This window comes from Chitinophaga sp. H8 (assembly GCF_040567655.1).
GTDB classification, from domain to species: Bacteria; Bacteroidota; Bacteroidia; order Chitinophagales; family Chitinophagaceae; genus Chitinophaga; species Chitinophaga defluvii.
This window is the reverse complement of the sequence record NZ_JBEXAC010000001.1, coordinates 845,202-870,871: the sequence shown is the minus strand read 5'-3', so window position 1 is coordinate 870,871 and position 25,670 is coordinate 845,202. Positions and strand designations below refer to the sequence as shown.

The window sequence follows — 25,670 nt, the reverse complement described above, 5'->3', positions numbered from 1 at the left end:
TTTTAATTATTAGGTATTTTTATTTTCTGCACATGGTTATTTACCAGCCAAAAACACTGTCTTATAGCGGATTCCAGGATCATCACTTTCTTTCGGATCAAAAACATGTAATAAATAATATTTCCCATTTACCCAGTCTGTGATGCTATTATCATAATACGGACTCCCAGGGTTACCACTCTGTCCGCCGGGATAAATACCATAAGCTTCCGTTTTATCAGCAAGCTCTATGATCATTCTCCAGGAAGGGCCATGCGTTTGTTTTGTAGCATTTACAATATGTTGGCCCCCACCGGTATATAAGTGCATATGGCTGAAAGCAGGCAGGCTACGGGTAAGATGCCGGATATCGGTCCCTCTGTATCTGCCCCAGGCCAGCTTTCCTTCCTTGTCAAGTGCAGCTGCATTGTTAGCAGCATATACAAATGCAGCCCGTACTAATTGTGAAAGGGTTTCTTTTTCAGGTGTATGTATATCATCGATAAAATGCATAGCCGAATCGCGTACCAACCATAGTAAGGTTGTTTTAGACTGGGGATATTCCAGTACGGCACTATCAGCAGGATGCAAATCATCATTCCACAGCAGGTATTCCAATTGTGTCCAGCAGTTGTCAAATATGGTAGCAGCTTTACTGTCCGGATTGTTTTCACAGTTCCAGTCAGACAATATCTTCCAGTACTGTTGTTGTGTTGCACTAAGGGATGCAGTATCCAGATGTTTGCGGAGTAATGGCATCGCGGTTTGTGCAAAAAGATTTTTATTATCGTTCTGCAATTGCTTCATGTCCTGTGTAGTGATCTGGCTCATGCGGGACAGCTCTTCATTGATGCGCTTTCCTCTGAAAAGATCATAATAGCCAAAATAATGATACGGATACGTACTATCGGTAGGCTGTTGATTGGCAGAGCTTACAAAGCCCCTGTCAGGGTTTTTAATATGCGCATTTTCCGCCCAGGGTATAAATCCCTGCCAGGCATAGGTACTGTCGCCGCCCGGCATTACCCACTTGCCCTGATCTTTCCAGCGCAAGGGATATTGCCCGTTATGCCAGATACCGATATCTCCGCTTTTAGCTGCAAAAACAAAGTTCTGGGCAGGACAGGTATAATGTTGCAATGCAGCCAGGTAATCATCGTAATTACGTGCATGATTCAGCTTATAAAAAGCGAGTAATTCATTGGAAGGGTCCAGTGCTTTCCAGCGCATGGATAAAAAGGAGTTGCCCGAGGTTTTATCCGGGAAACTATTATCAAATATGGTAGGTCCCCATACGGTATAGGCTACGGTATCATAAAATGTTTTCCCACCTCTTACTTTGATGGGCTCAATCCGCAGATCAGCATCCCGGTAAGCACCATTAAAAAGATATTGCTGCCGGCCGTTTCTGAACTGCATGCGGTAATAATCCTTTACATCTTCAGAGCCATTCGTTACTCCCCATGCTATCGCATCATTAAATCCGATGATCACACCGGGCGCACCAGGCAAAGACACCCCATATACATTCATATCGGGTGTATGCAATTGAATTTCGTACCAGAGCGAGGGCAGACTTAGTCCCAAATGGGGATCACTGCAAAGGATAGGTGCACCGGAGCGGGTTTTACTACCACTTACCGCCCAGTTGTTACTCCCATTGTCCGGATCTGGTTTTTCCATTTTAAATTTCATGAATGCTTCATCCGCCTGCAGGATACTATCCGGAGGAGGTACTGCTTTCATGGAAGCCGCCTCAAAATGTGTTCCTCTTGGGATCACCGGGTCCAGGCTATCGGAAAAATCGGGATACATGAGATTAAAATCGCGCAGTCCGAATATGCGGCGTGCATTCGTATATTCCAGGTCGTTAGCAGCACCTGCCAGATCATGCGACATATACTTCAGCAGCAACCCTGTTTTCACCACTGTCCATTGTTCCGGGCGGTAATCCAGCAGTTTATATTCCAGTGGCAAGCTGGCAGTGCTCAGGGTATTAATGTAGGCATTAATGCCATCCCTGTATGCTTCTACAGCTATTTTGGTAACAGGATCAGCTTCCATTTCCTTTGCAGCTACTTCTGCTGCATAAATCATCCCTCTGCGTCGCTGCAGACGGTCGTATTCCAGCATATTAGGGCCCAATATTTCTGACAAACGGCCTGCCGCAGCAAAAACCTGCAGCTCCATTTGCCACAGCCGGTCGCGCGCATGCAAATATCCCTGTACATAAAAGGCATCCGCTTCATTGGCTGCAAATACATGCGGTACCATCCGGTCATCCAGCCATACCTCCACCTTTCCCTTTAAACCGGGTACTTGTAGTTGTGCTGGCGGCTCCTCTCCTATAGGTTCCGCATTTTGCCAAAAACCTTCCTGCGGGCTTAATAGCCGGCCTACAGGCGGTAATGCCCCCCATTTCTTATTGAGGGCTACAATCAGCAGCAATGTAATGGAGGCGGTGATAGCAAAGGGTATAATTCTCATTGTGCAAGGCTAATGGAAGGTAAATATTAATTGCTACCTGTAATATACTAATTCAATCACGGATGCACAAATATGAAAACATGATTCTCCAGACCCCTGTTCTGATTATGGAGCGCCGGACTATCCTGATAAAACCGGGTTACAATAACAGGAATTATTCCAGTAATACCGCTACCAGCTGGTCTACCTCTTCAATCGTATTAAAGCTATGCATTACAATACGCAGGCGTTCTTGTCCTCTGGGTACGGTAGGATGTAAAATAGGGCGCACATCCAGTCCGGACTGTTGCAGCTTGGCTGCGGCGGCCCGTGTTATTTCATTGCCGGGCGTAAGCAGTACCTGTATAGGTGTTTCGCTGGGCAGCAATAATAACCTGCTTACCCCACTTCTGAAATGTTTTACCAACGCTGTCAGTTGTGCCCGGGCTTCCTCCATATACGGAAAAAGACTGTAGCTGGCTACAATAGCGGCAAGCGACGTAGGGGGTAATGCGGTAGTATAAATAAAGGAGCGGGAAAAATTAATCAGAAAATCACGTAATACGGCAGTACCTACGATAAGTGCACCATGACATCCGGCTCCTTTCCCGTAGGTATACACCCTAGCAAAACAACTTTCAGCCAGGCCCAGCAATTGGACCAATCCCTGCCCTTTCGGACCTATTACTGCGGTAGCGTGTGCTTCATCCACGATCAGGTGAGCACCGGTTTGGCCGCATAGCGCAGCTATTGCCTGTAAGGGCGCCATATCCCCATCCATAGAATATACAGATTCTACCGCCACGAAGATATTGCCGGTAACATGCTGTATTTTCTTTTTCAGGTCATCCACATCATTGTGCAGGAAAGAAAATGCCTGTGCCTTTGATAGGCGTATCCCATCACGGATAGAAGCATGTATGAGCTGGTCATAAATGACGGTATCTCCTTTCTGGGGCACACAGGAAAACAGCCCCAGGTTTGCATCATAGCCGGAATTATAGATCAGTCCGGCCGGCGCTTCGTGAAATACCGCGAGGTCTCTTTCCACCTCTTCTATCCAGGCATAATTACCTGCCAGCAACCGGGAGCCGGTGCTGCCATGCATATACGGCCGCTCCTGTAACAGGCGGTGAACCGCCTCCTGCATAGCTGCACTACGTGCCAGGCCCAGGTAATCATTAGAACAAAAATCTACTTTATCTTCCGGCAATTTTAAGGTGCGGAATGCATGCTGAGCTTTACGCTGTTCCAGCAATTGTTGCAGAAAATCTTCCTTTTGCATACACAAAACTAAGTAACTTTGCCGAATGCCAAACATGGAACCTCCCGGAAAAAGAGGTCCTGTTACATCAAAAGTATTTATATAAGATGAGTAAAGTTGCGATACTTGGTTTGAAATTACCCAGTGATCCCCGTTGGGTGAACCTGGCGGCCATTTCCCTGGAAGATGTGCTGACGGATCATGCTTTTTGTGAACAGAAAGCGGCTACTTCCTGTATTTCGCTGATCCAGCGTTATCCGGAAAAAGACCGCCTTGTTCAGGAGCTGGCACCTATCGTTACGGAAGAATGGGGGCATTTCCGGCAGGTACTTGCAGAAATGAAGAAACGTGGTTTTACATTGGGCAAGCAGCGCAAGGATGTTTATGTAAATGCTTTGAAAGAACACCAGGTAAAAGGGGGCAGTGAAGAAGATGTGCTGCTGGACCGCCTCCTGGTTTTTGCATTGATTGAGGCCCGCAGCTGCGAGCGGTTCCGGCTATTGAGTGAAGGATTGGAAGACGATTATTTAAAAGAATTTTACCGCAAGTTCATGATCTCTGAAGCAGGGCATTACCGCCTGTTCATTGACCTTGCCCATGAATATATACCTGAAGAAAAAGTAAAACCCCGCTGGCAATACTGGCTTAAAACCGAAGCCGCAATATTAAAAGAGATGGAAATCAGGGGAGACCGGATCCACTAAAAGTTAAATCCAATATTTACGTATGCTTTCAACCTGCCTGCCTGGTCGCTATACATCAGGGAACCTTCTATAGGGCCCAGCCTGGTAGAATAACCTACTGTCAGCCCGTACCCGCTCAGGTATTTATACTGACTTTCCACGCTGCCGTTAAAGTCATACATCGCTACGTTTATACGTGGTATAGCAAAAATATTCCGGAGTACTTCCTGCTGGTACCCAACCTGTACAATTGCGGCACTGGAAGTAATGATCTCCCCTTCATACAAGCCAGCAAATGGGAGTTGGTTGCGTGCGACATCCGTCATCCCTCCTATCATAAAATCATTTACAATAGACTGGTTGTAATTGAAATTGATGCCGCCACGCCCATGAAACTGCACGGAAGACTTACGACCCACCGGCAAATAGTAGCTCATTTTAAGCAGAGCACGCTGGTAATTTCTGAAATGTACCCCCAGGCTGTCAGGCCTTATAATAGTACCATTAGCCGCTATTTTAAAATCAGGACGCTGGCTGTGTATCCATCCTGTTTCAAATTGCAGATCCATTCCATGATTGGGATAAATCTTCCGGTCCAGGGAATTAATACCAAAATAGAGATAAGAATTCAGCTGTTTGGTATTTCCATTTATTTCTACCGACTGGGTAATTTGTGGCTTCAAGCGTATATATTCCCAGCGGGTACCCATTCCCATTGCCATATCATGCCCTATGCTATATTGTACTGTCATTCCCACAGCAGCATATTTATTCCGGTAACGTTGCAGTTCCTTAAAATCTTCATACAGGGAAAAAACGTTATTCTCATAATTAGCGTTTAGACCAAAACCAAAGTTACGCTTTGGCCCCAGGTATTTGAAGTACTCTGCTTTAAGCCGTGGGTTTTCACTAATCCCTACGGAAACAAAGGAACGGGAATTGGGAACGATAAAATTGCGTTGCGTAATATTGGCAATCAGGCTGGCATTGGTAAACGTATTATAGTTGAGGGCTACCTTTACATAAGTAAGAGGATTTTCTTCTACAGCAACCTTCATTCTGAACTTACCATATCCTTCTGGTACCAGGTCATAGGTGATCAATTTATAAAACCGGGTACCATAAACATTCAGGATGGCTTCATTCAGGTGCTGGATGTTATAGCAGCCTCCTTTTTTTAACGCCAGCCTGCCCCGGAAGAATTTCTCATCAGAATGGACCAGCCCTTCCACGTCAATATCCGATAGCTCTACGTCAGTAGGAAAAGGCAGCCTGTTTGCCGGTAGCGGTCCGGTGCCTTGTATCGCATGTAAGGAATCCGCCAGTTTTTTAAACTGTGGATACAGTTCCCTTCCTTTCCGTTTGCCTATTTCAATAATAGAATCCGCACTACCAAACGCAGCTGCAGAATACTTTTCGAGCTCATCCACAAAAGGAATATAAATATTACACAGTTCCCTTGCCTTCTTAAAATCTTCTGCATCTTTATAAAATCCCAACTGATAAAGGATGTCAATAGGTGTTACCAGCTGATCCGCTTTGCGTAATCCACCACTCACATTGGAGCCGATAACCAGATCGGCCCCCATTTCCTTGGCAGTAGAAACGGGAAAGTTACGGACTACACCTCCATCCACCAGTTTTCTGTCGCCGATCTTTACAGCAGTAAAGATGGAAGGAATGGCCATACTAGCACGCATACTCGTAACTATTTCCCCCTTATCCAGGGTTACAATATCGCCGGTAGCCACATCTGTGGCAATACATTTAAAGGGAATACTAAACCTGGAGAAGTCTTTTACATTCTTTACCGGCCAGCTAAGACGGGCAAGTTCCAGCCACAATTGCTCCCCGGATATTACACCGGAAGCCAGTTTGGGTTTACCGTATTCAAAAGGAATCTCTATAATGTATTTGTTATACTCTGCCTTTTCTTCATAAGAAACATCAGTAAGTACAGGCTGATTAGAGAATAAGTTGTTCCAGTCCAGTTCACGGGCCAATACCTCAATACTGTCTCCCGAATACCCCATCGCATACAATGCCCCTACAATGCTTCCCATGCTCGTACCCGTAACATAATCTATTTTAAGGCCGGCGCTGTCCAATGCTTCCAAAATGCCTATATGTGCAAGTCCTCTGGCCCCTCCACCACTTAGAGTAAGCCCAACCTTGGTTCGCTTGTCCCCCGACTGTTGTGCATGTAACTGGTCATTGAGGAAAAGGAGGCATATCAATAAGCAGAAAGCCTTTGTGCGGATGTATAACTGTCCAGAAACCATATTAAAAAGCAGTAAGCTAAAGATAACGGATTTTAACCAGTATGCGGACCTGATTCCTGACAGAAAAAGGCGGCTCACGATAAATACAGCAGTACAATAAGGAACAGCATATAAATAATTTGACTTTCTTTATTATCTTATGCCGCTAAATCTTTATAAACCCACGTATGCAAAACACAAAGGCTGCACAAAACATCTGGCAGGTGATCATGGCTTCGTCCGCCGGCACTTTAATTGAATGGTACGATTTTTACATTTTCGGCAGCTTGTCTGTCATCATTTCAGAGAAATTCTTTCCGGCCAGTAACCCTGACCTGGCTTATATAGCTACACTGGCAACATTTGCGGTAGGGTTTATTGTACGTCCGTTTGGTGCCATTGTATTTGGCCGGCTGGGCGACATTACCGGGCGTAAATATACCTTTATGCTAACCCTCCTCATTATGGGAGGCTCTACTTTTGCCATCGGATTGATACCGAGTTACAGCAGTATAGGCTACACCGCTCCTATTCTCGTACTGTTATTAAGGTTATTACAGGGGCTGGCCCTGGGAGGTGAATATGGAGGTGCCGCCACCTATGTAGCAGAACATTCTCCTGCACACCGGCGAGGTTACTATACCAGTTTTATCCAAACCACGGCTACCCTGGGGCTGTTTGTATCCCTGGCAGTGATCCTGGTTACCCGCACAATGATGTCGCCGGAGAGCTTTAATGACTGGGGCTGGCGTATTCCTTTCATATTGTCCGTATTACTGGTGATCCTGTCTTACTACATCCGGATCCGTATGGAAGAATCTCCTTTATTTGCCCAGTTGAAAGCAGAGGGTAAAACATCCAAAAATCCTATCCGGGAGAGCTTTGGTAAAAAGGAAAACCTCCGCCTGGTACTACTGGCACTCTTTGGTGCTGCGATGGGTCAGGGAGTTGTATGGTATACCGGCCAGTTTTATGCATTGTCCTTTTTACAAAAGACCATGCATATTGAATTTGTACAGTCTAACGTCATCATTGCGATTGCGCTGCTGTTGGGTACCCCTTTGTTTATTTACTTTGGCCACCTGTCTGATAAAATAGGCCGTAAAAAAATAATGATGGCGGGCATGCTGATTGCCGCCCTGGCTTATTATCCTATTTATAGTGTCATGGACCGTACAGCCAATATCAGCCTGAAACAGGAAATTACGGACCAGTATAAAATTGAGAGTAATATCGTTCACAATGAGGGGGTTACTGTTACCACTACCTCCCGCGTACATACTTACACGGATGGTACGGTACTGAAGGAAACCGAAGTCCCCGTGAAAGATGGTCAGCCGGAAATTAAAAAAGAGCTGACCGTAAGTACACCAGCCGTAGCGCTGCTGGTATTCCTCGTATTTCTGCAGGTAGTGTTCGTTACGATGGTGTATGCACCTATTGCTGCTTTCCTGGTAGAGTTGTTCCCTACCCGCATCAGATACACTTCCATGTCACTTCCTTATCACATTGGTAATGGTATATTCGGCGGGCTGCTGCCTACGATTGCCACGATCCTGGTGACCAGTTCCGGTAATCACCTGGCAGGGCTTATTTATCCAATTGCCCTGGCCCTGATCTGCTTTGTAATAGGGATGGTGTATATCCGGGAAAAGCCTATCGGAGAACTTACAGCGTAGTATTTCCCACACCTTGCTCAGGCAGAGATTCAAAATATTTCAGCGCAGCATCCAGCCTCAGGTTTGGATGCTGTTGCATTAAAAGCCTTACCTTCATTGCATACACTTGCAGGAACTGCTGATGTCCGGGCGTTTGTGGATGAAATGGCCGGTGCTGCATGGCCCGGTTAACATCCGCCACAGCTTTCAGCAACTGCTGGCCTTCGGGGTGAATACAGTATTTTGCAAATTGCTCCCATACATAATTTACAGCTGCCGCTGATGGATGCACCAGATCATCTTTATAAAAGCGGTAATCCCGTAAATCGTCTATCACCAGCTCATAGGCAGGAAAATAATACAGCCTGTTGAACTTGTTCACCATATGATGAACCGCCTGTATCAGGATGGCCTTACTCAGGTTATTAGCTACTACCCCATCCCGGGCATAACGTACCGGGCTGATCGTAAACAGGATGTTTACTTTCTTATTTCTGAAAAACAGGCGGTGCATTACATTATCCAATGCTGTAATTACTTCTTCCAGGGTCAGCAATCGTTTATAGAAAGCATCTGCTGCTACTTTATGGCAATTGCCTACCAACCGGTTATTTTCTTTCAACACATAGGCATGTGCTGAGCCTAAGGTAATGATTACCCAATCTGCGGTTTCCAGGGTTTTCACAGCAGCTTCCTGCGCTGCGTTGATACCTGCCAGTGCAGCTTCCGGTGTTAAGGCAGAAAAGCGGCTATGATGGTCCCAGCTATGCCACAGGTCTTCATGCATAAACAGGTCCTCTTTCTGATATACCTTACCATCCAGGTAGCTGTGCATTGCCTGGGTGATGCTCAGTGGATTATATAAAATGCCATGGGGGTTTACCTGGGCATTCAGGTGATGTTGTTGTAATTGCGCTCCTATCTCTTCTGCAAAGCAGGACCCCATCAGCAATAACTGATCCTGGTACTGCATGGCAGGCGTCAGGGGTTCAATAGGAAATGTTAAACGAAAATCCATATCAATGAGGAATTGTCTGTCAAAAAGAGATCAGTAAAATATGCTATCTGCTATTTGCTGTGCAGTTTGTAAAGCCTGGAAATTTAATGGTAATGGCTCCCCTTTAGCCTGGCAGAAAGCCAGCAGGTTTTCAGTTGCCAGGTTGCCTACCAGCTCATCCTTAGCCATAGGGCAGCCACCTATCCCTTTAATGGCACTGTCAAAACGTTTACATCCCTGCACATAGGCAGCGGCTACTTTTTCTTCCCAATTATGGGGAGCAGAATGGAAGTGTGCCCCGAACTCCACCTTAGGATAGGCAGGTATTAATTGTGAAAAGAGCCAGGAAATATTTTCCGGATTAGCCACACCTACCGTGTCTGCCAGGGAAATCGTGTGTATTTCCACTTTCGTCAGTTCCTCCACCCATTGCATCACAATATCTGCATTGTACGGATCGCCATAGGGATTACCAAATCCCATGGAAATATATACTACCAGTGTTTTCCGGTTTTTGATACATAATTCCTGCATGGTATGCACCTGTTCCAATGATTCAGCGATCGTTTTATTGGTGTTTCTGAGCTGGAATGTTTCTGAGATGGAAAACGGGAAGCCCAGGCAGTCTATTTCATCAAATGCGACCGCTTCTTCAGCACCGCGTACATTAGCAACGATGGCCAGTAATTTACTTGTGGAACCGGATAGCTGCAGTTGCGGGATCAGCGCTTTGGTATCGGCCATTTGCGGGATAGCCTTAGCCGATACAAAACTGCCAAAATCTATGGTATCAAACCCTACCTGCAACAGGGCGTTCAGGTAGTTAATTTTTTCTTCCGTACTGATCAGCCTGTGCCAACCCTGCATAGCATCGCGCGGGCATTCTATGAGTTTAAGCATCTTTATCCGGTTAGATTCTTCGGGTATTAATGATTTCTTTGCTTCATAGCTTCATACAAAATAATTCCTGCCGCTACTGATACATTAAATGACTCAAAATTATTTTGCATAGGAATATGAAAATGTACGTCTGCTGCTTTCATCAGTGCAGGATAAACGCCTTTATCTTCTGACCCCATGATCACTGCTACCGGCTCACTGAAATCACAATCGTAAAGTCTGGTAGTTGTTTCCATTTCGCTGGCCATCACCTTAATACCGTTCAGGTGCAAAGTATCAATCGCTTTCAGCAGGCTGTTGACCCGGCATACTGCAATCTTTTCCAATGCTCCTGCCGAGGCTTTCACCGCTTCTTCATTCAGGGAAGCAATGCCTTTATCCGGAATAATAATGGCCTGTGCACCACAGCATACGGCGCTACGTGCAATAGCGCCTATATTACGCACATCAGTAATACTGTCCAATATTAAAAACAAAGGTACCTGCCCCTGCTCAGTAACATGTGAAATAACATCCTGCAAATCCAGGTAAGTAATATTGCCGGCAATAGCGATACATCCCTGGTGGTTGGCCTGGGTAAGCCCATTCAGTTTTTCCACCGGCACCAGGTTAATCGGTATCTGCAGCTGCATGGCCTGCTCTTTTATCTGCGGGATAATATCGCCGGTGGCAGTGCGGAGCATAAAAATACGCTCTATCGCCTTTCCACTTTTCATGGCTTCCATTACCGGCTGACGCCCAATAATAAGCGAGGATTGTTTGGGCCGGGGATTAGATGGCCTTCTGGAAGCACCGCTTCCCCCTTTTCTTTCGCCCTGGAAAGATTTAAATTTTCTTTCATTCATCCCTGCAAAGAACGGAATAAATCAGCTAATCAGCTAATTTCTTCCCGGCATTTCCCCTTCCAGCATCATCAGCCTGATCTTTTGTATGGCTGCGATGGAAAGTGAATCGGTTATCTTAAAATCTTTTACCAGCTGATAGGCTTTTTCAAATGGCACTTTCCGCACCAGGAGTTGTTCTGTTTCTTCCGGCGCTGCGGTGCGTTGTTCCAGACCGGTGGCCAGGTACACAATCCCGGCTTCATCGGATACGGAATTAGAAAGATGCATGCGTACGATAGGGGTCCAATAACGTGCTACCAGTCCTGTTTCTTCCAGCAGTTCCCTTTTGGCCGCATCCAGGGTATCTTCGTCCAGCGGACCTCCCCCTTCCGGTATCTCCCAACTGAATTGCTCCAGCGGGAAACGGTACTGCCCCACCAGGTAAATGTGTTGCGCCTCATCCATCGCTACAATACCTACCGCTACATTCTTAAAATGCACTACGCCATAAATGCCGGGTCCTCCATTAGGGTTCAATACTTCATGTTGGGTAACCTGTATCCATTTATTCTGATACTTTACCTCACTACCTAATATTTTCCACGGGTTTTCAGTTGTTTCCATCTGGCAAAGAAAAGAAAAATGCGTGACGGATAAATGATGTGCAGATAAGGTATTGTTAAATTATACTTCCCGGTAGTAATAGTAGCAGGTGGTATCTCTTACATACCCTTTCTTTTCATACAAAGCCTGCGCATTGGTATTGGTAATATCGGTCTGCAATAAGATCCAGCCTGCCCCGGTATCTTCAGCCAACCGGGCAGCCTTATCCAGTAATGCACTGGCAGCACCTTTACCCCGGTGTGCCTCGAGTACATACAAATCATTTAACAACCAGCTTTTTTTCATACGTACAGAAGAAAAAATGGGGTATAACTGGGTAAATCCCACGATCTCTTCTCCCTCCATGGCAATATAGATCACACTATCCTGCAACCGTAGCCTGTCGTCTATATATGCCAGTGCTCCGTGAAAATCGGGCTCCTGATGATACCAGGTACGGTAGGCATCAAATAACACGGCTACCTCATTTAAATGCATTGCTGTTGCCTGTACTATTTCCATATATCAATATTAGCGTATTTCTCTCAATCGGCGGCCATGTTGCCCAGCTCCATTTCCATTTGTATGTTACAGCGGTCGTATTTACCCGCTTCTACTTCCACCTCTTTAAAGCCCATTTTTCTGTACAACTGAATAGCCGGGGTGAGTGCAGTATTGGAATACAGGATCATTTTGGAAAATCCCATTTTCCTGGCCGTTTCTATAATAGCCTGTCCCAGTACCCAACCAATTTTCCGGCCCTGGTAAGCTTCATCTACCGCCATTTTGGTCATTTCCACCGTATCATCATCCACTTTCCTGATGGCTACTGTACCTACTATACGCTGTCTGATAGCCGCAAAGATAATCTGTCCTCCGGGATCAATAATATGTGGTTCCGGATGTTCCAGCACTTCAATATCAATGGGTTCTAACCGGAAATATTTTTCTATCCAGACTTTATTCAGCCGTTCAAAGTGAGGCTGATAAGATGAGTGATATTCAAGTATATGTATTTCGTCAGGCATTGTTCAAGGCTTTTTTACTTTTATTAAACGCATTATTTACCAGATACACTCCCAAAATGGTGACCAGGCAGGAAAAGCCCATCATCCAGTTTAATTTTTCACGGAGCAATATCCATCCCAGCAATACTGCTACAATCGGATTAATGTAGGCATAAATGGCTACCAGCGATGAAGGCAGTTTATTCAATGCAAATATGTAGGCAGAGTAAGTGAGTATGGAACCTATCAAGATCAGATATAAGAGGCTTCCTAATAACTCACCGGTAAAATTTCCTACGGGCAGATGTTCGCCCATTAAAAAAGAGATGATCAGCATCATGATACCACTGAATACCATTTGGAACCCCGCACCATACAGTACATTAATACTTAATGCCCACTTGGCCGTAAGCACGGATCCTAATGCCCAGAGTATACTGCCAATGACAGCCAGTATAATACCAAAGCGAAAATCGGGGTTCATCAGACTGGACAAATAATCGTAGAAGATGCCGCCTACTCCGATAAATCCCAATGCCATTCCGATGATCAGCTGCACGCTGAACTTTGTTTTTTGTACCAGGAAATAACTGAAAAGCGTGATCCAGATAGGTACTGTAGCCGCTATAATAGCTCCCAGCCCGCTGGGAATGTACCGCATAGCCATAGTGAGCAATCCGTTACTACCGCAAAGCATGATCATACCGATGACAAACAAACGCGACAACACCACCTTCTCCGGCAGCTTATACCCTTTCAATAAAAAGAATCCTGTTAATAACGTCCCTGCTATAGTTTGACGGATACCCGCCAATACCAAACCATGTACATGTCTTACTCCAATACTGGCTGCGAGATAGGTGGTGCCCCAGAAAATACTGACTATCACCAATGCCATGTAGGCATTTGTATTTGGCTTCCGCATATATTATGTTATAAAATTCAATGACTGCAAATAGCGTTACCAGCAGCTATACCGGTTACGCCTGTACATTTATGGTTTCAAATACAGCTTCCATTTCTTCAAAAGCCACTGTTACATCTTCTTCTACCGTACGCCAGTTGACCAATGCCGCGCGTATTGCGGGCGTTCCATTGTAAACGGTTGCTGTCATATAAACGACTCCTCCCGCATTCAGCTTTTCCAGAAACGCCTGTACTGTTTCGGCATGTGCTGCCTGTGGTACATCCAGCGTAAAGCATACCACACAAAGCCTTACCGGCGCCAGCAGTTTAAAGTGTTTACTTTTTTCAATCAGCTGCCCCAGCTGCTGTGCCAGGCGGATATTATTTTCCACGATATCCCGGTACCCTGCTGCCCCATATGCCATCAGGGAAAACCAGGCAGGCAGGGCACGAAGCCGGCGGGAATTTTCCGGCACATAATTAATAAAGTTGAAATCTTTGGCAGGATCGCCGAGGTAGGCTGCCCCTGCGTTCTGAAATACCGCCGACTGTAGTGCCGGGTGACGGCAAAAAACCATGGCGCTGTCATAGGGTACATTCAACCATTTATGCGCATCTATGGTGATACTGTCTGCCAGTTCCCATCCGGACAACAGGTGCCGGTAAGTATCGCTACAGGCAGCAAATCCACCAAAGGCAGCATCCACATGCAACCAGAAACGGTGTGTTTGTTTCAATGCTGCCAGCGCAGCTATATCATCAAAATCCACTGTATTTACTGTGCCTGCGTTGGCCACATAAATAAAAGGGCCTTCATTCGTTTCCAGCCAGGCTTTTAGTGCGTTGATATCTACCGCCTCCCGGTCTGGCAATGCAGGTATTTTCACCCAGGCCTCCCTTCCCAGTCCCAACATGGACAATGCTTTTAATACACTGGAATGCGGAGCTGCGGACAACACTTTTATGGGGCCCAATGCGGCCAGTCCGGCTTTTCCAATATCCACTCCCCGTTCCATACCTACCCATTGACGGCCAATAGCCAGCCCGGTAAAGTTGGACATTGTAGCTCCACTGATGAAAAAGCCGGAGAAGGCCGTGGGTAATCCCAATAAATTGCGTAATAAAGCAATGGTTTCCGTTTCTATATGATAAGACACCCCACTCTTATCGGCTGCATTCATATCTACTGCCGTAGCCAGCCAATCGCCGGTAATAGCAGCAGGTGTGACGCCCCCCGTTACAAAACCCCAATAACGGGGTCCTGCACTGGCCGACAGGTAAGGTGCATATTGCTTTAAAAAATAAGCCCAGGTATCAGCACCACCCATACCTTCTGCAGGTAAAACAGCCTGCGGAAATGCCGGCGTTGCTTTACTTACCGGCATAGTATCGATGGCAGATAAGAAAGAAACACTTACATCTTTTGCCGATTCTAATAAATAAGGAATTTCTTCGTGATCTTTTTTTAACCGGAAGTACATGGATACAGCTGTTTTACTATCGTGAATGTATCTGCAAAATTGATACAAATAAACGAGCAAAAACAGATTCAGTTTTATAATTTTAGAGCATATCAGATTAAAAAGAGCGGGGTTATCTGATCTGCTTCCGGGGTAACAAAATCATATGCTTCAGGTCAGAACAGTTGCTGTTCGCCATATTTTACTTTCCGTTCGTGTTCCAGCAGCCATTTCTTGCGCCACAGACCACCAGCATAACCCGTAAGGCTGCCATCACTACCAATTACCCGGTGACAAGGTACTATAATAGCCAGCTGGTTCTTTCCGTTTGTAGTGCCCACCGCACGTATACTTTTAGGGTTATTCAGGTCTTTAGCCAGTTGCATATAAGAAATGGTACGTCCATAAGGGATAGTGACCAGCTGGTTCCATACACTTTGCTGGAAAACAGTACCTGGCTGTGCGATAGCAAAATCAAAAACCTGCCTGTTGCCGGTAAAGTATTCTTCCAGTTGCGTGATACAGGTTTGCATCAAGGCAGGCACTGTTTCATCAGCGGTTACTGCGTGGTCAATAAAATTTACTTCGCTTATAAAATCGGCAGTACCCTTTATGACCAATGTGCCTATCGGGGTTTCCATATTACATTGATAAAACTGTAATTCTTCCATAGTACCTTGTTGTTTGCTTTAAATAATCGGGTATTGTTTTTATCAACTTCCATATAACGATCTCCACAGATAAAAAGTAGCATACGCCGCGTGCTGCTGCCAATGTGCCGTATACGCCTTCACATCCGAAAGCCCGGGTTTTATTGTCAGCTGTAACTGTTTTTTAATAGCATTATGTAAACCTGCATCTTCCAGCGGCAATGCCTGGGGGAAGCGACTGAACTTCATCAATACATAATTGGCCGACCAGTTACCGATCCCTTTTAAAGACACCAGCTTTTCGCGGGCAGCTTCATAATCCATTTGCTGCAATGCCCTCTCTTCCAGATTACCCATTGCCATTTGCCGGGCTGTTTCAATAATATACACCGCCTTACTTCGAGAAAACTGCATGGGGATCAGCTGTTCCGGCGATAGCGCTGCCACTACAGCGGGGTGTGGGTATAAATAATAATCTTTCCCTGCAATGACCGTATGGTATCCGAATGCCTGTACAAACCGTTGTCTTAAAGTATAAGCAAATGACAGATTGATCTGTTGTCCGATAATACTCCAGGTAAGCGCTTCAAATAATTCAGGGATACCTATCAGGCGGAGCCCGCGGTACTGTTTTGTTAAGGGAGCCAGCATCGGATCTTTAGCAGCAAAACGGTAAAAGTCGCCCAGGTCTGTTTGCAAGTGTAGCCAATGTGATACATATTGCCGGACCACCGTCTCATCTACCGGCTGTCCGTTTACAGGTGTTGCAGCTGCTACCAACGCCTTTTTTTGCGGATCTTCACTGATTTCCAGCAATACCGGCTGTTCTGCTATGGCAATCATTCTTTGCAGCTTTCCCTCTTGGATATAATGCATGCACTCTTTATCAGAACGTCCGAGGAAAAGCAGGCATTCTGCAAAAGTAAAGTGCTTATAATCTGATACCGGAATTGTAATCATGCAAATGGTAATTATGGGGTACAACGTTTACAGGCCCGGTAATTATTCCGGAGCGCCTCTTCGCGGTTGAGATAAAAAATGACGTTATCCGGCCTGGGATTAGCCGGACAGAAAGGGCGGCAAAAAATGCCCGTGGTTTTTACAGCAATATAAAACAGGGTATCAAAATCCTTGTCCTTACTCAACATAGCCTGCAGCATTACCGGATAAGTAAGGGGATCTCCCTTTTTGTAGGTGCTATGCTCCAGGAATACACCATGGTCATTATCCAGGGAGGCTCTGTCCTGATCCAGGTAAGCCTGCAACCACTCCCGCATAGCATAAAAAGCTGCTTTGTTAAGATACCCGTAACGCTCACGTCCTGCCTGATAAATTTTGATCCAGGCACATGCTTCCAGGATATTGAGGTGCTTTGACACCGCCTGCCGGCTGATATCCCCGAAATGTTCATTAATCTGATTTACATTCAGCGGCTGTTTCAGCAAGAGCTCCAGCATCTGTCTGCGCACAGGATCTGCCACTCCTTTAAATAGCTCATCCATATTTATGCAACTATTGAGTTGCTAAATTAAATGCAATTATTAAGTTGCACAAATGTTTTTTTTTGAGCTACCAGCTGCATTAGACAAACAGCTGTATTTTTATTACTTTTGACCATATCAGATAATAGCCATCATGTTAAAAACTGCAGATCATTTATACTTACAGGTAGCCGATAAGATAGCGCAACTGATTGAAAAAGATGTCCTTAAAATAGGTGAAAAACTGCCTTCTGTCCGCACATTAAGTAAAGCGCAGGGGATCAGCCTGAGCACTGCCTTCCAGGCTTATTATCACCTGGAAGCCAAAGGGCTCGTGGAATCCAGACCTAAATCAGGGTATTACGTAAGATTTTGTGCTAATAAACTGGCAGAGATACCTGAAACTTCCCTGCCGGTGAAAAAGGCAACGGAAGTGACGGTCCATGAAATGATCGCAGATGTGTTTCAGCATATTACCAATGAGCATATTCTCAAATTCTCTATTGCCACCCCACCGGATAGTATCCTGCCAGCAGCCAAGATATCCAAGGCCATGATACATGCGATGCGCAATACTCCTGCCAATGGTATCGGCTATGAGCATGTACAGGGCAACCTGCTCCTGCGCAGGCAGATAGCCCGCATGAGTATGCACTGGGGCGGCGCAATCAGTGAAGACGATGTAGTAACTACTGCTGGTTGTATGGATGCACTGACGTTAAGTTTATACGCCACTACCAAACCCGGTGATACCATCGCACTGGAAAGCCCCGCTTATTATGGGGCATTGCAACTGGCAGAAAGCCTTGGCCTTAAAGTACTGGAAGTGCCTACCCATCCTATTACGGGGGTAGACCTTGACTACCTGGACAAAGCGATACCCCGGTTCAGGATAAAAGCATGTCTGTTTGTTACCAACTTCAACAATCCGCTGGGGGCATGTATGCCAGACCTTCACAAACAAAAGCTGGTAAGCATCCTTGAAAAATACGATATCCCGCTTATTGAAGACGACATTTATGGCGATATCTACTTTGGGAAACAACGTCCTGCGGCCTGTAAAACTTTTGATAAAAAGGGGCTGGTATTACTTTGTAACTCTATCTCCAAATCACTGGCACCCGGTTACCGGGTAGGTTGGGTAATACCCGGACGATACAAAGAAAAAGTGCTGCGCATGAAACAGCACCATTCTATAGCCTGCGCCTCTCTCCCACACGCCGCTATTGGTTACTTCCTGGAAAACGGGCGTTATGAAAATCACTTACGCAATATGCGCAATATGCTTCATACCCAATCCCTGCGTTATCTGCAGGCCATTGCGGATTATTTTCCGGAAGACACCCGTGTATCCCGCCCACAAGGAGGTCTGGTGTTATGGATCGTTTTAAACGAAAACATTAATACCTACGAACTGTATGAGCTGGCACTCAAGCACAAGATCAGCTTTGCTCCCGGCCGCATATTTTCCTTGCAGAACTGCTACAACAATTGCCTGCGACTTAGCTATGGAAATCCATGGAGCAAACAGGTAGAAGATGGTATTAAAACCCTGGGCAAACTAATCCGGAAAATGAATGCCTGACCAGGCGTTATCATAAGACAAAAGCCGGAATATGACTATCCCGGCTATTGCTAAACCTACAACTGTTACACTGTTACAAAAACAGCACTATTTAAAAAAGGTTCTGCTGCTATTACACATTGTTTTTATACTGTTTTGCGATAATTCCGGATGGCTATCAAATTCATTACTATGGCAGCCCCCAACATGGCCAGCAAGCTGAACTGGATATCCACCCAGCCGCTTCCTTTCAACATTACCATCCTTATGATTTTTACGAAATAGGCAATGGGATTAAACCAGGTAATCACCTGTGCCCAGTGAGGCATACTTTCTACCGGTGTAAACAAACCGCTCATCAACATAAAGATGATCACAAAAAACCAGGAGATAAACATAGCCTGTTGTTGTGTATCTGTTACGGTAGAAATAAGCAGTCCCATCCCCAGCATCACCCAGAGATAAATGGCCGCAAACAGAAATACCCAACCAATATTTCCGGCTACCGGAATATGGAATAAAAGTTTACCCACCAGCAGGCCAAATGCCAGTTCAAACAATGCCAGGATCCAGAACGGCAGGAGCTTACCTAATATAAAATGATGCTTACGTATGGGGGTTACATTCAATTGTTCTATAGTACCCATCTCTTTTTCTCTTACAATGTTCATTCCGGAAAGAAAAGCGGCAATCATCGTCACCAATACCACCAGGATACCTGGCACCATAAATACTTTATAATCCATGCGCGCATTAAACCAATTGGTGGAAGTAACTGCTATTACGGAAGGGCCTTCCAGTTTATCCAGCGCCAGCCATTCCACCCTAATCTGCTGATTAAAATCCCGGATAATGCTGGCAGCATATCCATTCGCCAATCCCGCCTTGCTCCCATTAATAGCATTTACTACCAGCTGTATAGCCGCCTCTCCTTCTCTCACCAGGTTACGCTCAAAATGAGCAGGGATCGTTAAGATGAGGTCTGCTTTATCCGCCTTTATATCTTCATACGCTTCCCGCTGGCTGAACGTTTGCCGGTTTAGCCTGAAATAACCGGACGACAATAATTTGTTTACCAACCGTTGTGACCAGGGCGACATATCCTGGTTCACCACATCAATGGCGATGTTCTTAATTTCATAATTAGCTGCATTAGCCAATACGATCAACTGCACGATCGGTACCACCAGTATGATCCGCAGCATTGCCTTGTTGCGGAAAATCTGGATAAACTCCTTTTGTAATATGAATAGAATCGTCCGCATTAGCCTAACCTGATTTTAAAGTTCCGGATACTCAGCACAAGAAATACAAATGCCATTCCTGCCAGCACCACTGTTTGCAGCCATAGATCCCGTAGTCCTGACCCTTTGAGCATAATGTCTTTCAGGATAATAATAAACCACTTTGCGGGAAGTATATTAGACAGGATTTGTAAGGGTTGAGGCATGCTTTCCAATGGGAACACAAAACCAGACAACAACACGGTAGGCATCAGTAGCCCCATCATAGAAGCCATCATGGCAGTTTGCTGGCTATTAGTGAGCGAGGAAATAAAAATTCCTAATGATAAGGCAGTAAGTACAAACAGGATGCATTCCATCAATAACAATACAATGCTTCCTTTTACCGGCATACCAAAAATCCATACCCCCATACTCAATATCACAATAGCGTTGATAAATGACAGTAAAATATAGGGCACTACTTTTCCTGCAATAATCATTACCGGGGGCAATGGAGATACCAGCAATATCTCCATAGTACCGATCTCTTTTTCTCTGGCAATCGTAATAGAGGTCATCATAGCTGATACGAGCAATAATATCAGCGTCATTACCCCCGGCACAAAAAGGTATACACTTTTTAAAGCCGGGTTGTAAAGCATCCGCACCGAAGTATCAATTGTAAGCGGTAGTTTGGTTTGCCGGTTCAGGTCCTGCTGATAGGTCCCAATAATAGCATTCGCATAATTCAGTAAAGTAGTAGCCGTATTAGGATCACCTGCATCTGCCAGTAATTGCAATGGTGCTTTTTTAAGATGGAAAAAAGACTGCCCGAACTCAGGCGGTATTACTATCGCCATCTTAATATCGCCTTCCTTAAATGTGGGTTCAATCTGATCATTATGCTGGAGATAATGGGTCACTTTAAAATATCCGGAGGCAGTCATACGCTGGATCAGTTGCCTGCTATATACATCTCCCGATTGATCCAGTACCGCTATACTTGCATTTTTTATTTCGTTGGTGATAGCAAACCCGAACAGGATGATCTGCACAATGGGCATCCCAAACAGGATAAGCAGTGTACGCTTATCCCGGAAAATGTGGTAAAATTCTTTCTGTGCAAAAACCAGGAATTGCTTCATTTCCATTAAAAATTAACCATGATGAATTACAACCATTGCGGTATTACTTTCCTCTTGCCAATTGCAAAAACACATCGTTCATGGTAGCAGCCCCGAATTGATCTTTCAATACCCTCGGCGCCCCCAGTGCCGCTATTTTACCATCTACCATGATCGATACCCTGTTACAGTATTCTGCCTCATCCATGTAATGTGTGGTTACAAAAACGGTAACACCTCTGTCGGCCGCCTCATAGATCAGGTCCCAGAACTGCCGGCGGGTAATCGGATCTACCCCACCCGTTGGCTCATCCAGGAATACGATAGACGGGTTGTGTATAATTGCGATAGAAAAAGCCAGCTTCTGCTTCCAGCCCAATGGCAATGCACTTACCAGCTGATTAGCCACCTGTGGAATACCCAGCTTCTCCAGTAATTGTCCTGTCTTATCCTTTATCTCCTGATTACGCAAACCGTAGATACCTCCATAAAAACGGATATTTTCCTTCACCGTCAGGTCTTCATACAAGGAAAATTTCTGGCTCATATAACCAATACTCTTTTTCACCTGTTCCGTTTGGGTGTACACATCGTATCCCGCTACCTGTGCGGTGCCGCTCGTAGGCTTCAGCAGTCCGCACAGCATGCGCATGGCCGTCGTTTTACCGGCACCATTGGCCCCCAGGAATCCAAAGATTTCTCCCTGTTTCACTTCAAATGTGATGGCATTGGTAGCGATAAAATCGCCGAATTTTTTAGTAAGTGCTTTGGTAACTATCGGATCCATGCTGATAACTAAATAAGTAATGATCAAATAATGTACTTAACGGCTTTCCATCATTTCGATAAAACAATCTTCAATACCCGCAGCAATTGGAAAGATGTCCAGATCTTCATGCTGCTTCCCTTTCAGATAATCCCGCAGCAGCTGTTCATCCGCCTGATCATTTTGCAGGGTCAGGTGCAGGTATTCTCCAAATGCATAGCAGCTGTGGGTATGTTCAAACCCGCGCAGCTCCTGCAGCAAATGATACATGTTTTTAGCCCGTAATGCCCACATGGGTTTGGAGAACTGTGCCGTAATATGCTGAGGTGTATCAATCCCCATTATTTCCCCTTTTTGTATCAGGGCTACACGGTCGCATAAGATGGCTTCATCCATATAAGGCGTAGATACGAGGATAGGAATACCTTTTTGCTTCAGCCGTTGCAGCATCTCCCAGAACTCTTTACGGGAAACGGGGTCCACCCCGGTAGTAGGTTCATCCAGGAATAATACTACCGGTTTATGAATCAGTGCACAACATAATGCCAGTTTTTGTTTCATTCCTCCCGATAACTTCCCGGCAGGCCTGTTTTTAAAAGGTTCAATCTGCACATAGATGTCGCGGATCAGGTCATAATTGGCAACAATGGTGGTATTAAAAATGGTAGCAAAAAAGTGCAGGTTTTCTTCCACCGTAAGATCCTGGTAAAGAGAAAACCGCCCCGGCATATACCCTACTATCTTTCTGATTGCTTTATAATCTTTTACCACATCCAGGCCATTTACCGTAGCATTACCTTTATCCGCCAAAAGTAAAGTGGTGAGTATGCGGAATAAGGTAGATTTCCCTGCACCATCCGGCCCTATCAATCCAAACAATTCCCCCGGCTGTACATCAAAAGAAATATCCTTTAGTGCCTGTACAGCGTCAAATTTTTTATATACACCGGTTACTTGAATAGGAGTTCCCATGGTATTATGGTTTTGAGAATTGTAGTTCTCCCGGCATGCCTATTTTGATACTGCCATCATTCTTTACTTTTACCTTAACAGCATATACCAGGTTGGTCCTTTCTTCTTTGGTCTGTATTACTTTAGGCGTAAATTCTGCTGCAGCAGACACCCAGGTGATGGTCCCCTTCCATTCCCGGTATTTCCCTTCCGGCGCATCCGTCAGCACTGTTACAGGCGCTCCTATTTTTACCTGTCCCAATTGTTCTTCACCTACATAGGCTCTCAAAATAATTTCGGACAGGTCAGCTATTTTATAAAGTGCTTTACCATAGTTTACCACCTCTCCTTTTTCCACATATTTAGTCAGCACTGTTCCGTGGAGGGGATTGGTGATGCGGGTTTGTGACAGTTGGTCATTTACCTGTGCCACCTGTGCCTGTAAAGGTTGCGTTTCGGAAGTAAGTCCGGTGGTTTGTGTTTGCAAAGAAGAGGCCAGGGAGGTATATTGTTTTTCCAGCACTGCTATCTGTGCATTGATATCATCCAGTTGTTTTGATGTTGCAGCGCGGGCATTGAGCAGGTTGGTAATACGTTGCTGTTCTCTTTTCTGTGTAGCGATCTGTTCGCGGATTACCTGCAGTTGCGGACCTGCATCTGGTCTTTTGCTGAGTACTGCTTTAATATTTGCCTGCAGCTGCGTCTTTTTCAGGTGCAGCTGTGTAGAATCAATCCAGCCTACAATAGTATCTGCAGGTAATATCATGCCTTCTTCCACACCAAACACTAATATTTTGCCGGTACCTTCTGCGGAAACAATGGTTTCTACTGCCTCAAAATTCCCGTAGGCATCTGCTTCATGTTTATTGGACTTGCAGGCCATTAAGGCAGTAGCCAGTAGTATTCCCGTAAATGTTGTTTTCATGATGACGTGTTTTTACAAAAACAGTGAGTGCTTAATATCCCTGAATAAGCTGGTAGTTGATATGTGCCATAGCCAGCTGTATTTCGTGTGTGCTTTGATTGATGTGGGCCTGTGTTTCCGCATTCAGGTCCGACAGGTAATCGTGTACGGTGATCACGCCATTATCCAGCTGAGCTGCCGCAGCTTCCTTTACCCTGACACGCAGCGTAATGATCTCCCGGTCTTTATCCAGTATTTGTTTCAGCTGGTCTATTTCTGCCGCCTGCTGTGCCAGCTGCACCCTGGTATTGAGCGTAAAAGTAGCTGTCTGGCTGGCAATATTCTTTTGCTGTAATGCCAGCACCTGTTGTTCATTCCGCTGATACCGCCAGTTCCATAATGTCCAGTTGAGCCGTACACCACCCGTATAAAAAGCTGCAAAATCAGTATTCAGCATATTTAATCCGGGACGGCCGTATCCTCCCTGTACAAAGGCGCTGATACGCGGCAACTGCTTGCTACCCGTTAATGCAGATTGTTGTTTGAGTACATCTGATTGTAAGCGATACAATTGCAGTTCCGGCCGGTTGAGTGTATCCGCAGGTGTAGCTATTACTACTCCGGGCATTACCAGTTTTATTGCAGACACTACCTGCTGGCCGATAAGCAGCTTTAGCACTTCTATCGAGGAGCCTTTGGAGGATTGCGCTGCAATCTCCTGCTGGTTTATCTTTAATAATTCTGCCTGTAAAAGGTCTACATTAGAAGGCAACACAGTACCATTATTGACGCCTGCAGTCAGCTTTTCTATTCTTTGTTGCACATCTGCCTGCGCCTGACGGGAAGCAGCGATATACTCTTCCGCCAATAATGCACTGAAGTACACCTGCGTTACCTGTTGTTTCAGGCGATATAGTTCCACTTCTACTTTCTGTTGCTCTGATTTTTGCTGCAGGGATTGTAATGCTTTTTGTTCACGGGTAAATCCGCCGTCATACAGCAGCTGCTTTATATCTATGGTGGCTCTGTACTGGTCTTTAGGCAATACAGGAATCGTCATGTTAGGAAGTTTGATGGGGATCTGTGTTACATCAGACTGATAAGTAGCTTGTCCGTTTAATTCTGCCTGTGGCAGATAGGCCGTGTTGCTGTTTTTGTTTTGCCATTGCAGGATCTGGTCCAGCACCGTTTGCTGCTTCAGCAATGGGTAGTTTTCCCTGGCCAGTTGCTGGCATTGCTCCAGCGTAAAAACAGTGCTATCCTGAGCGCTGGTTTGAGTAGCTACTAACAATAAGCACCAAACGAACTTTTTCATTATCAACTATTTTATTTAACTAAATGGTTAATAAGCAAATAAAAAAAACTACGGCCTCAACGCCGCCAGAATAAACTCTACCAATACCCGTTTGCGATCTTCCATTATCATACGGAACTGCACATCATCTATCTCAGCCACTGCCTGAAACAGCGGTTTGGCAACAAATGGAAATACGCTCATGGAGAGGATATTCATCACCAGCTGCACCGGACTTATTTTCCGGATAGTGCCCTTTTCACCTTCTTCCACAATTTCTCTCATAAAAGCAGCTACATTAGGAAATCCTACCCTGGCTTTCAATTCCCTGATGAACATTTCCGGATTCTGCGTGATTTCATGCAGAACAAATAAGGGGAGTTGCGGATTAGCCGTTAAAGCTGTTATGTAATTCTCTATAATTGCCTTAATCTTTTCCGGAAAAGGCATCTTCGCTGCCAGGATAGTATTCAGATTGGTCATGACCTTATTGATCGCTTCGTTAAATACTATTTCAAACAGCTTATCCTTGCTCCGGTAGTAATAATGCAGCATTGCTTTATTAATCCCGGCCTCATCTGCAATATCCTGCATACGCGCACCTGCCAATCCTTTTTTTGTAAAGATCTTCTTGGCTGCTTCAATAATCTGTTCTTCCGTATTTTTTTCCGCGTTCATATCAACTAATATGTTTAACCATTT

General features: G+C 45.2%; 24 protein-coding genes. 3 read left to right on the top strand and 21 right to left on the bottom strand.

Features of this window, described 5'->3' with window-relative positions:
* Positions 1-36: 36 nt before the first annotated feature.
* Together ABR189_RS03345 and ABR189_RS03340 are read right to left on the bottom strand one after the other, a co-directional pair.
* The gene (locus tag ABR189_RS03345) at positions 37-2,466 is read right to left on the bottom strand and encodes a penicillin acylase family protein (protein ID WP_354659028.1); all 2,430 of its coding nucleotides are present in this window, start codon (positions 2,464-2,466) and stop codon (positions 37-39) included.
* Positions 2,467-2,620: 154 nt separating this feature from the next.
* The gene (locus tag ABR189_RS03340) at positions 2,621-3,730 is read right to left on the bottom strand and encodes an aminotransferase class I/II-fold pyridoxal phosphate-dependent enzyme (protein WP_354659027.1); all 1,110 of its coding nucleotides are present in this window, start codon (positions 3,728-3,730) and stop codon (positions 2,621-2,623) included.
* An 86-nt stretch (positions 3,731-3,816) separates the two neighbouring features.
* Between ABR189_RS03340 and ABR189_RS03335 the strand changes: the two genes are divergently transcribed.
* On the top strand, positions 3,817-4,413 hold the full coding sequence (locus ABR189_RS03335; protein ID WP_354659026.1) for a MiaE family protein: 597 nt from the start codon (positions 3,817-3,819) through the stop codon (positions 4,411-4,413).
* On the opposite strand, the gene ABR189_RS03330 is transcribed toward ABR189_RS03335, so the two are convergent.
* Complete coding sequence (locus ABR189_RS03330) at positions 4,410-6,674, bottom strand: patatin-like phospholipase family protein (RefSeq protein ID WP_354659025.1); 2,265 nt, start codon at positions 6,672-6,674, stop codon at positions 4,410-4,412. The two genes, ABR189_RS03335 and ABR189_RS03330, sit on opposite strands and share 4 nt — an antisense overlap.
* A 167-nt stretch (positions 6,675-6,841) precedes the next feature.
* Here ABR189_RS03330 and ABR189_RS03325 point away from each other — a divergent pair, with 167 nt between their 5' ends.
* Positions 6,842-8,332, top strand: coding sequence for an MFS transporter (locus ABR189_RS03325; RefSeq protein ID WP_354659024.1), 1,491 nt, complete (start codon positions 6,842-6,844; stop codon positions 8,330-8,332).
* Here ABR189_RS03325 and ABR189_RS03320 read toward each other — a convergent pair.
* The 11 genes from ABR189_RS03320 to ABR189_RS03270 all read right to left on the bottom strand — a co-directional run bounded on the left by ABR189_RS03320 (position 8,322) and on the right by ABR189_RS03270 (position 17,160).
* Positions 8,322-9,329, bottom strand: coding sequence for a GSCFA domain-containing protein (locus tag ABR189_RS03320; protein WP_354659023.1), 1,008 nt, complete (start codon positions 9,327-9,329; stop codon positions 8,322-8,324). The two genes, ABR189_RS03325 and ABR189_RS03320, sit on opposite strands and share 11 nt — an antisense overlap.
* Positions 9,330-9,359: 30 nt before the next feature.
* Positions 9,360-10,208 carry a hydroxymethylglutaryl-CoA lyase gene (locus ABR189_RS03315; RefSeq protein WP_354659022.1) on the bottom strand — a complete coding sequence of 283 codons (849 nt, stop codon included), beginning with the start codon at positions 10,206-10,208 and terminating at the stop codon, positions 9,360-9,362.
* A 26-nt stretch (positions 10,209-10,234) separates the two neighbouring features.
* On the bottom strand, positions 10,235-11,053 hold the full coding sequence (rlmB, locus tag ABR189_RS03310; protein WP_354659021.1) for a 23S rRNA (guanosine(2251)-2'-O)-methyltransferase RlmB: 819 nt from the start codon (positions 11,051-11,053) through the stop codon (positions 10,235-10,237).
* A gap of 33 nt (positions 11,054-11,086) precedes the next feature.
* On the bottom strand, positions 11,087-11,656 hold the full coding sequence (locus ABR189_RS03305) for an NUDIX domain-containing protein (RefSeq protein WP_354659020.1): 570 nt from the start codon (positions 11,654-11,656) through the stop codon (positions 11,087-11,089).
* Between the two features lie 60 nt (positions 11,657-11,716).
* Positions 11,717-12,157 carry a GNAT family N-acetyltransferase gene (locus ABR189_RS03300; RefSeq protein WP_354659019.1) on the bottom strand — a complete coding sequence of 147 codons (441 nt, stop codon included), beginning with the start codon at positions 12,155-12,157 and terminating at the stop codon, positions 11,717-11,719.
* A gap of 23 nt (positions 12,158-12,180) precedes the next feature.
* Complete coding sequence (locus ABR189_RS03295; RefSeq protein ID WP_354659018.1) at positions 12,181-12,663, bottom strand: GNAT family N-acetyltransferase; 483 nt, start codon at positions 12,661-12,663, stop codon at positions 12,181-12,183.
* Entirely contained in the window at positions 12,656-13,567 is a 912-nt protein-coding gene (locus ABR189_RS03290) for an EamA family transporter (RefSeq protein ID WP_354659017.1), read from the bottom strand. Before ABR189_RS03290 ends, ABR189_RS03295 begins: the two co-directional genes overlap by 8 nt.
* A 55-nt stretch (positions 13,568-13,622) precedes the next feature.
* Complete coding sequence (locus ABR189_RS03285) at positions 13,623-15,029, bottom strand: pyridoxal phosphate-dependent decarboxylase family protein (RefSeq protein WP_354659016.1); 1,407 nt, start codon at positions 15,027-15,029, stop codon at positions 13,623-13,625.
* A gap of 155 nt (positions 15,030-15,184) precedes the next feature.
* Positions 15,185-15,679 (bottom strand): methylated-DNA--[protein]-cysteine S-methyltransferase, encoded by a 495-nt coding sequence (locus ABR189_RS03280; RefSeq protein WP_354659015.1) that lies wholly within the window; start codon positions 15,677-15,679, stop codon positions 15,185-15,187.
* 42 nt (positions 15,680-15,721) lie between these two features.
* Positions 15,722-16,618: a DNA-3-methyladenine glycosylase family protein gene (locus ABR189_RS03275; RefSeq protein ID WP_354659014.1), complete on the bottom strand. Its 897-nt coding sequence runs from the start codon at positions 16,616-16,618 to the stop codon at positions 15,722-15,724.
* A gap of 11 nt (positions 16,619-16,629) precedes the next feature.
* Complete coding sequence (locus ABR189_RS03270; protein WP_354659013.1) at positions 16,630-17,160, bottom strand: ArsR/SmtB family transcription factor; 531 nt, start codon at positions 17,158-17,160, stop codon at positions 16,630-16,632.
* A gap of 133 nt (positions 17,161-17,293) precedes the next feature.
* On the opposite strand from ABR189_RS03270, the gene ABR189_RS03265 reads away from it, so the two are divergent.
* Complete coding sequence (locus ABR189_RS03265) at positions 17,294-18,724, top strand: aminotransferase-like domain-containing protein (RefSeq protein WP_354659012.1); 1,431 nt, start codon at positions 17,294-17,296, stop codon at positions 18,722-18,724.
* Between the two features lie 125 nt (positions 18,725-18,849).
* On the opposite strand, the gene ABR189_RS03260 is transcribed toward ABR189_RS03265, so the two are convergent.
* Genes ABR189_RS03260 through ABR189_RS03230 form a run of 7 tightly spaced genes read right to left on the bottom strand, consistent with a single transcriptional unit; the run spans position 18,850 to position 25,646 of the window.
* Positions 18,850-19,968 carry an ABC transporter permease gene (locus ABR189_RS03260; protein ID WP_354659011.1) on the bottom strand — a complete coding sequence of 373 codons (1,119 nt, stop codon included), beginning with the start codon at positions 19,966-19,968 and terminating at the stop codon, positions 18,850-18,852.
* Positions 19,968-21,074: an ABC transporter permease gene (locus ABR189_RS03255; protein ID WP_354659010.1), complete on the bottom strand. Its 1,107-nt coding sequence runs from the start codon at positions 21,072-21,074 to the stop codon at positions 19,968-19,970. The genes ABR189_RS03260 and ABR189_RS03255 overlap by 1 nt, the downstream gene beginning before the upstream one ends.
* A gap of 43 nt (positions 21,075-21,117) precedes the next feature.
* Entirely contained in the window at positions 21,118-21,840 is a 723-nt protein-coding gene (locus tag ABR189_RS03250; protein ID WP_354659009.1) for an ABC transporter ATP-binding protein, read from the bottom strand.
* 36 nt (positions 21,841-21,876) lie between these two features.
* On the bottom strand, positions 21,877-22,791 hold the full coding sequence (locus ABR189_RS03245; RefSeq protein ID WP_354659008.1) for an ABC transporter ATP-binding protein: 915 nt from the start codon (positions 22,789-22,791) through the stop codon (positions 21,877-21,879).
* A gap of 4 nt (positions 22,792-22,795) precedes the next feature.
* Positions 22,796-23,695 carry an HlyD family secretion protein gene (locus ABR189_RS03240; protein ID WP_354659007.1) on the bottom strand — a complete coding sequence of 300 codons (900 nt, stop codon included), beginning with the start codon at positions 23,693-23,695 and terminating at the stop codon, positions 22,796-22,798.
* Positions 23,696-23,726: 31 nt separating this feature from the next.
* A complete protein-coding gene (locus ABR189_RS03235; protein WP_354659006.1) occupies positions 23,727-24,989 on the bottom strand; it encodes a TolC family protein in 1,263 nt (420 codons plus the stop codon).
* A 48-nt stretch (positions 24,990-25,037) separates the two neighbouring features.
* Complete coding sequence (locus ABR189_RS03230; protein WP_354659005.1) at positions 25,038-25,646, bottom strand: TetR/AcrR family transcriptional regulator; 609 nt, start codon at positions 25,644-25,646, stop codon at positions 25,038-25,040.
* Positions 25,647-25,670: the final 24 nt, after the last annotated feature.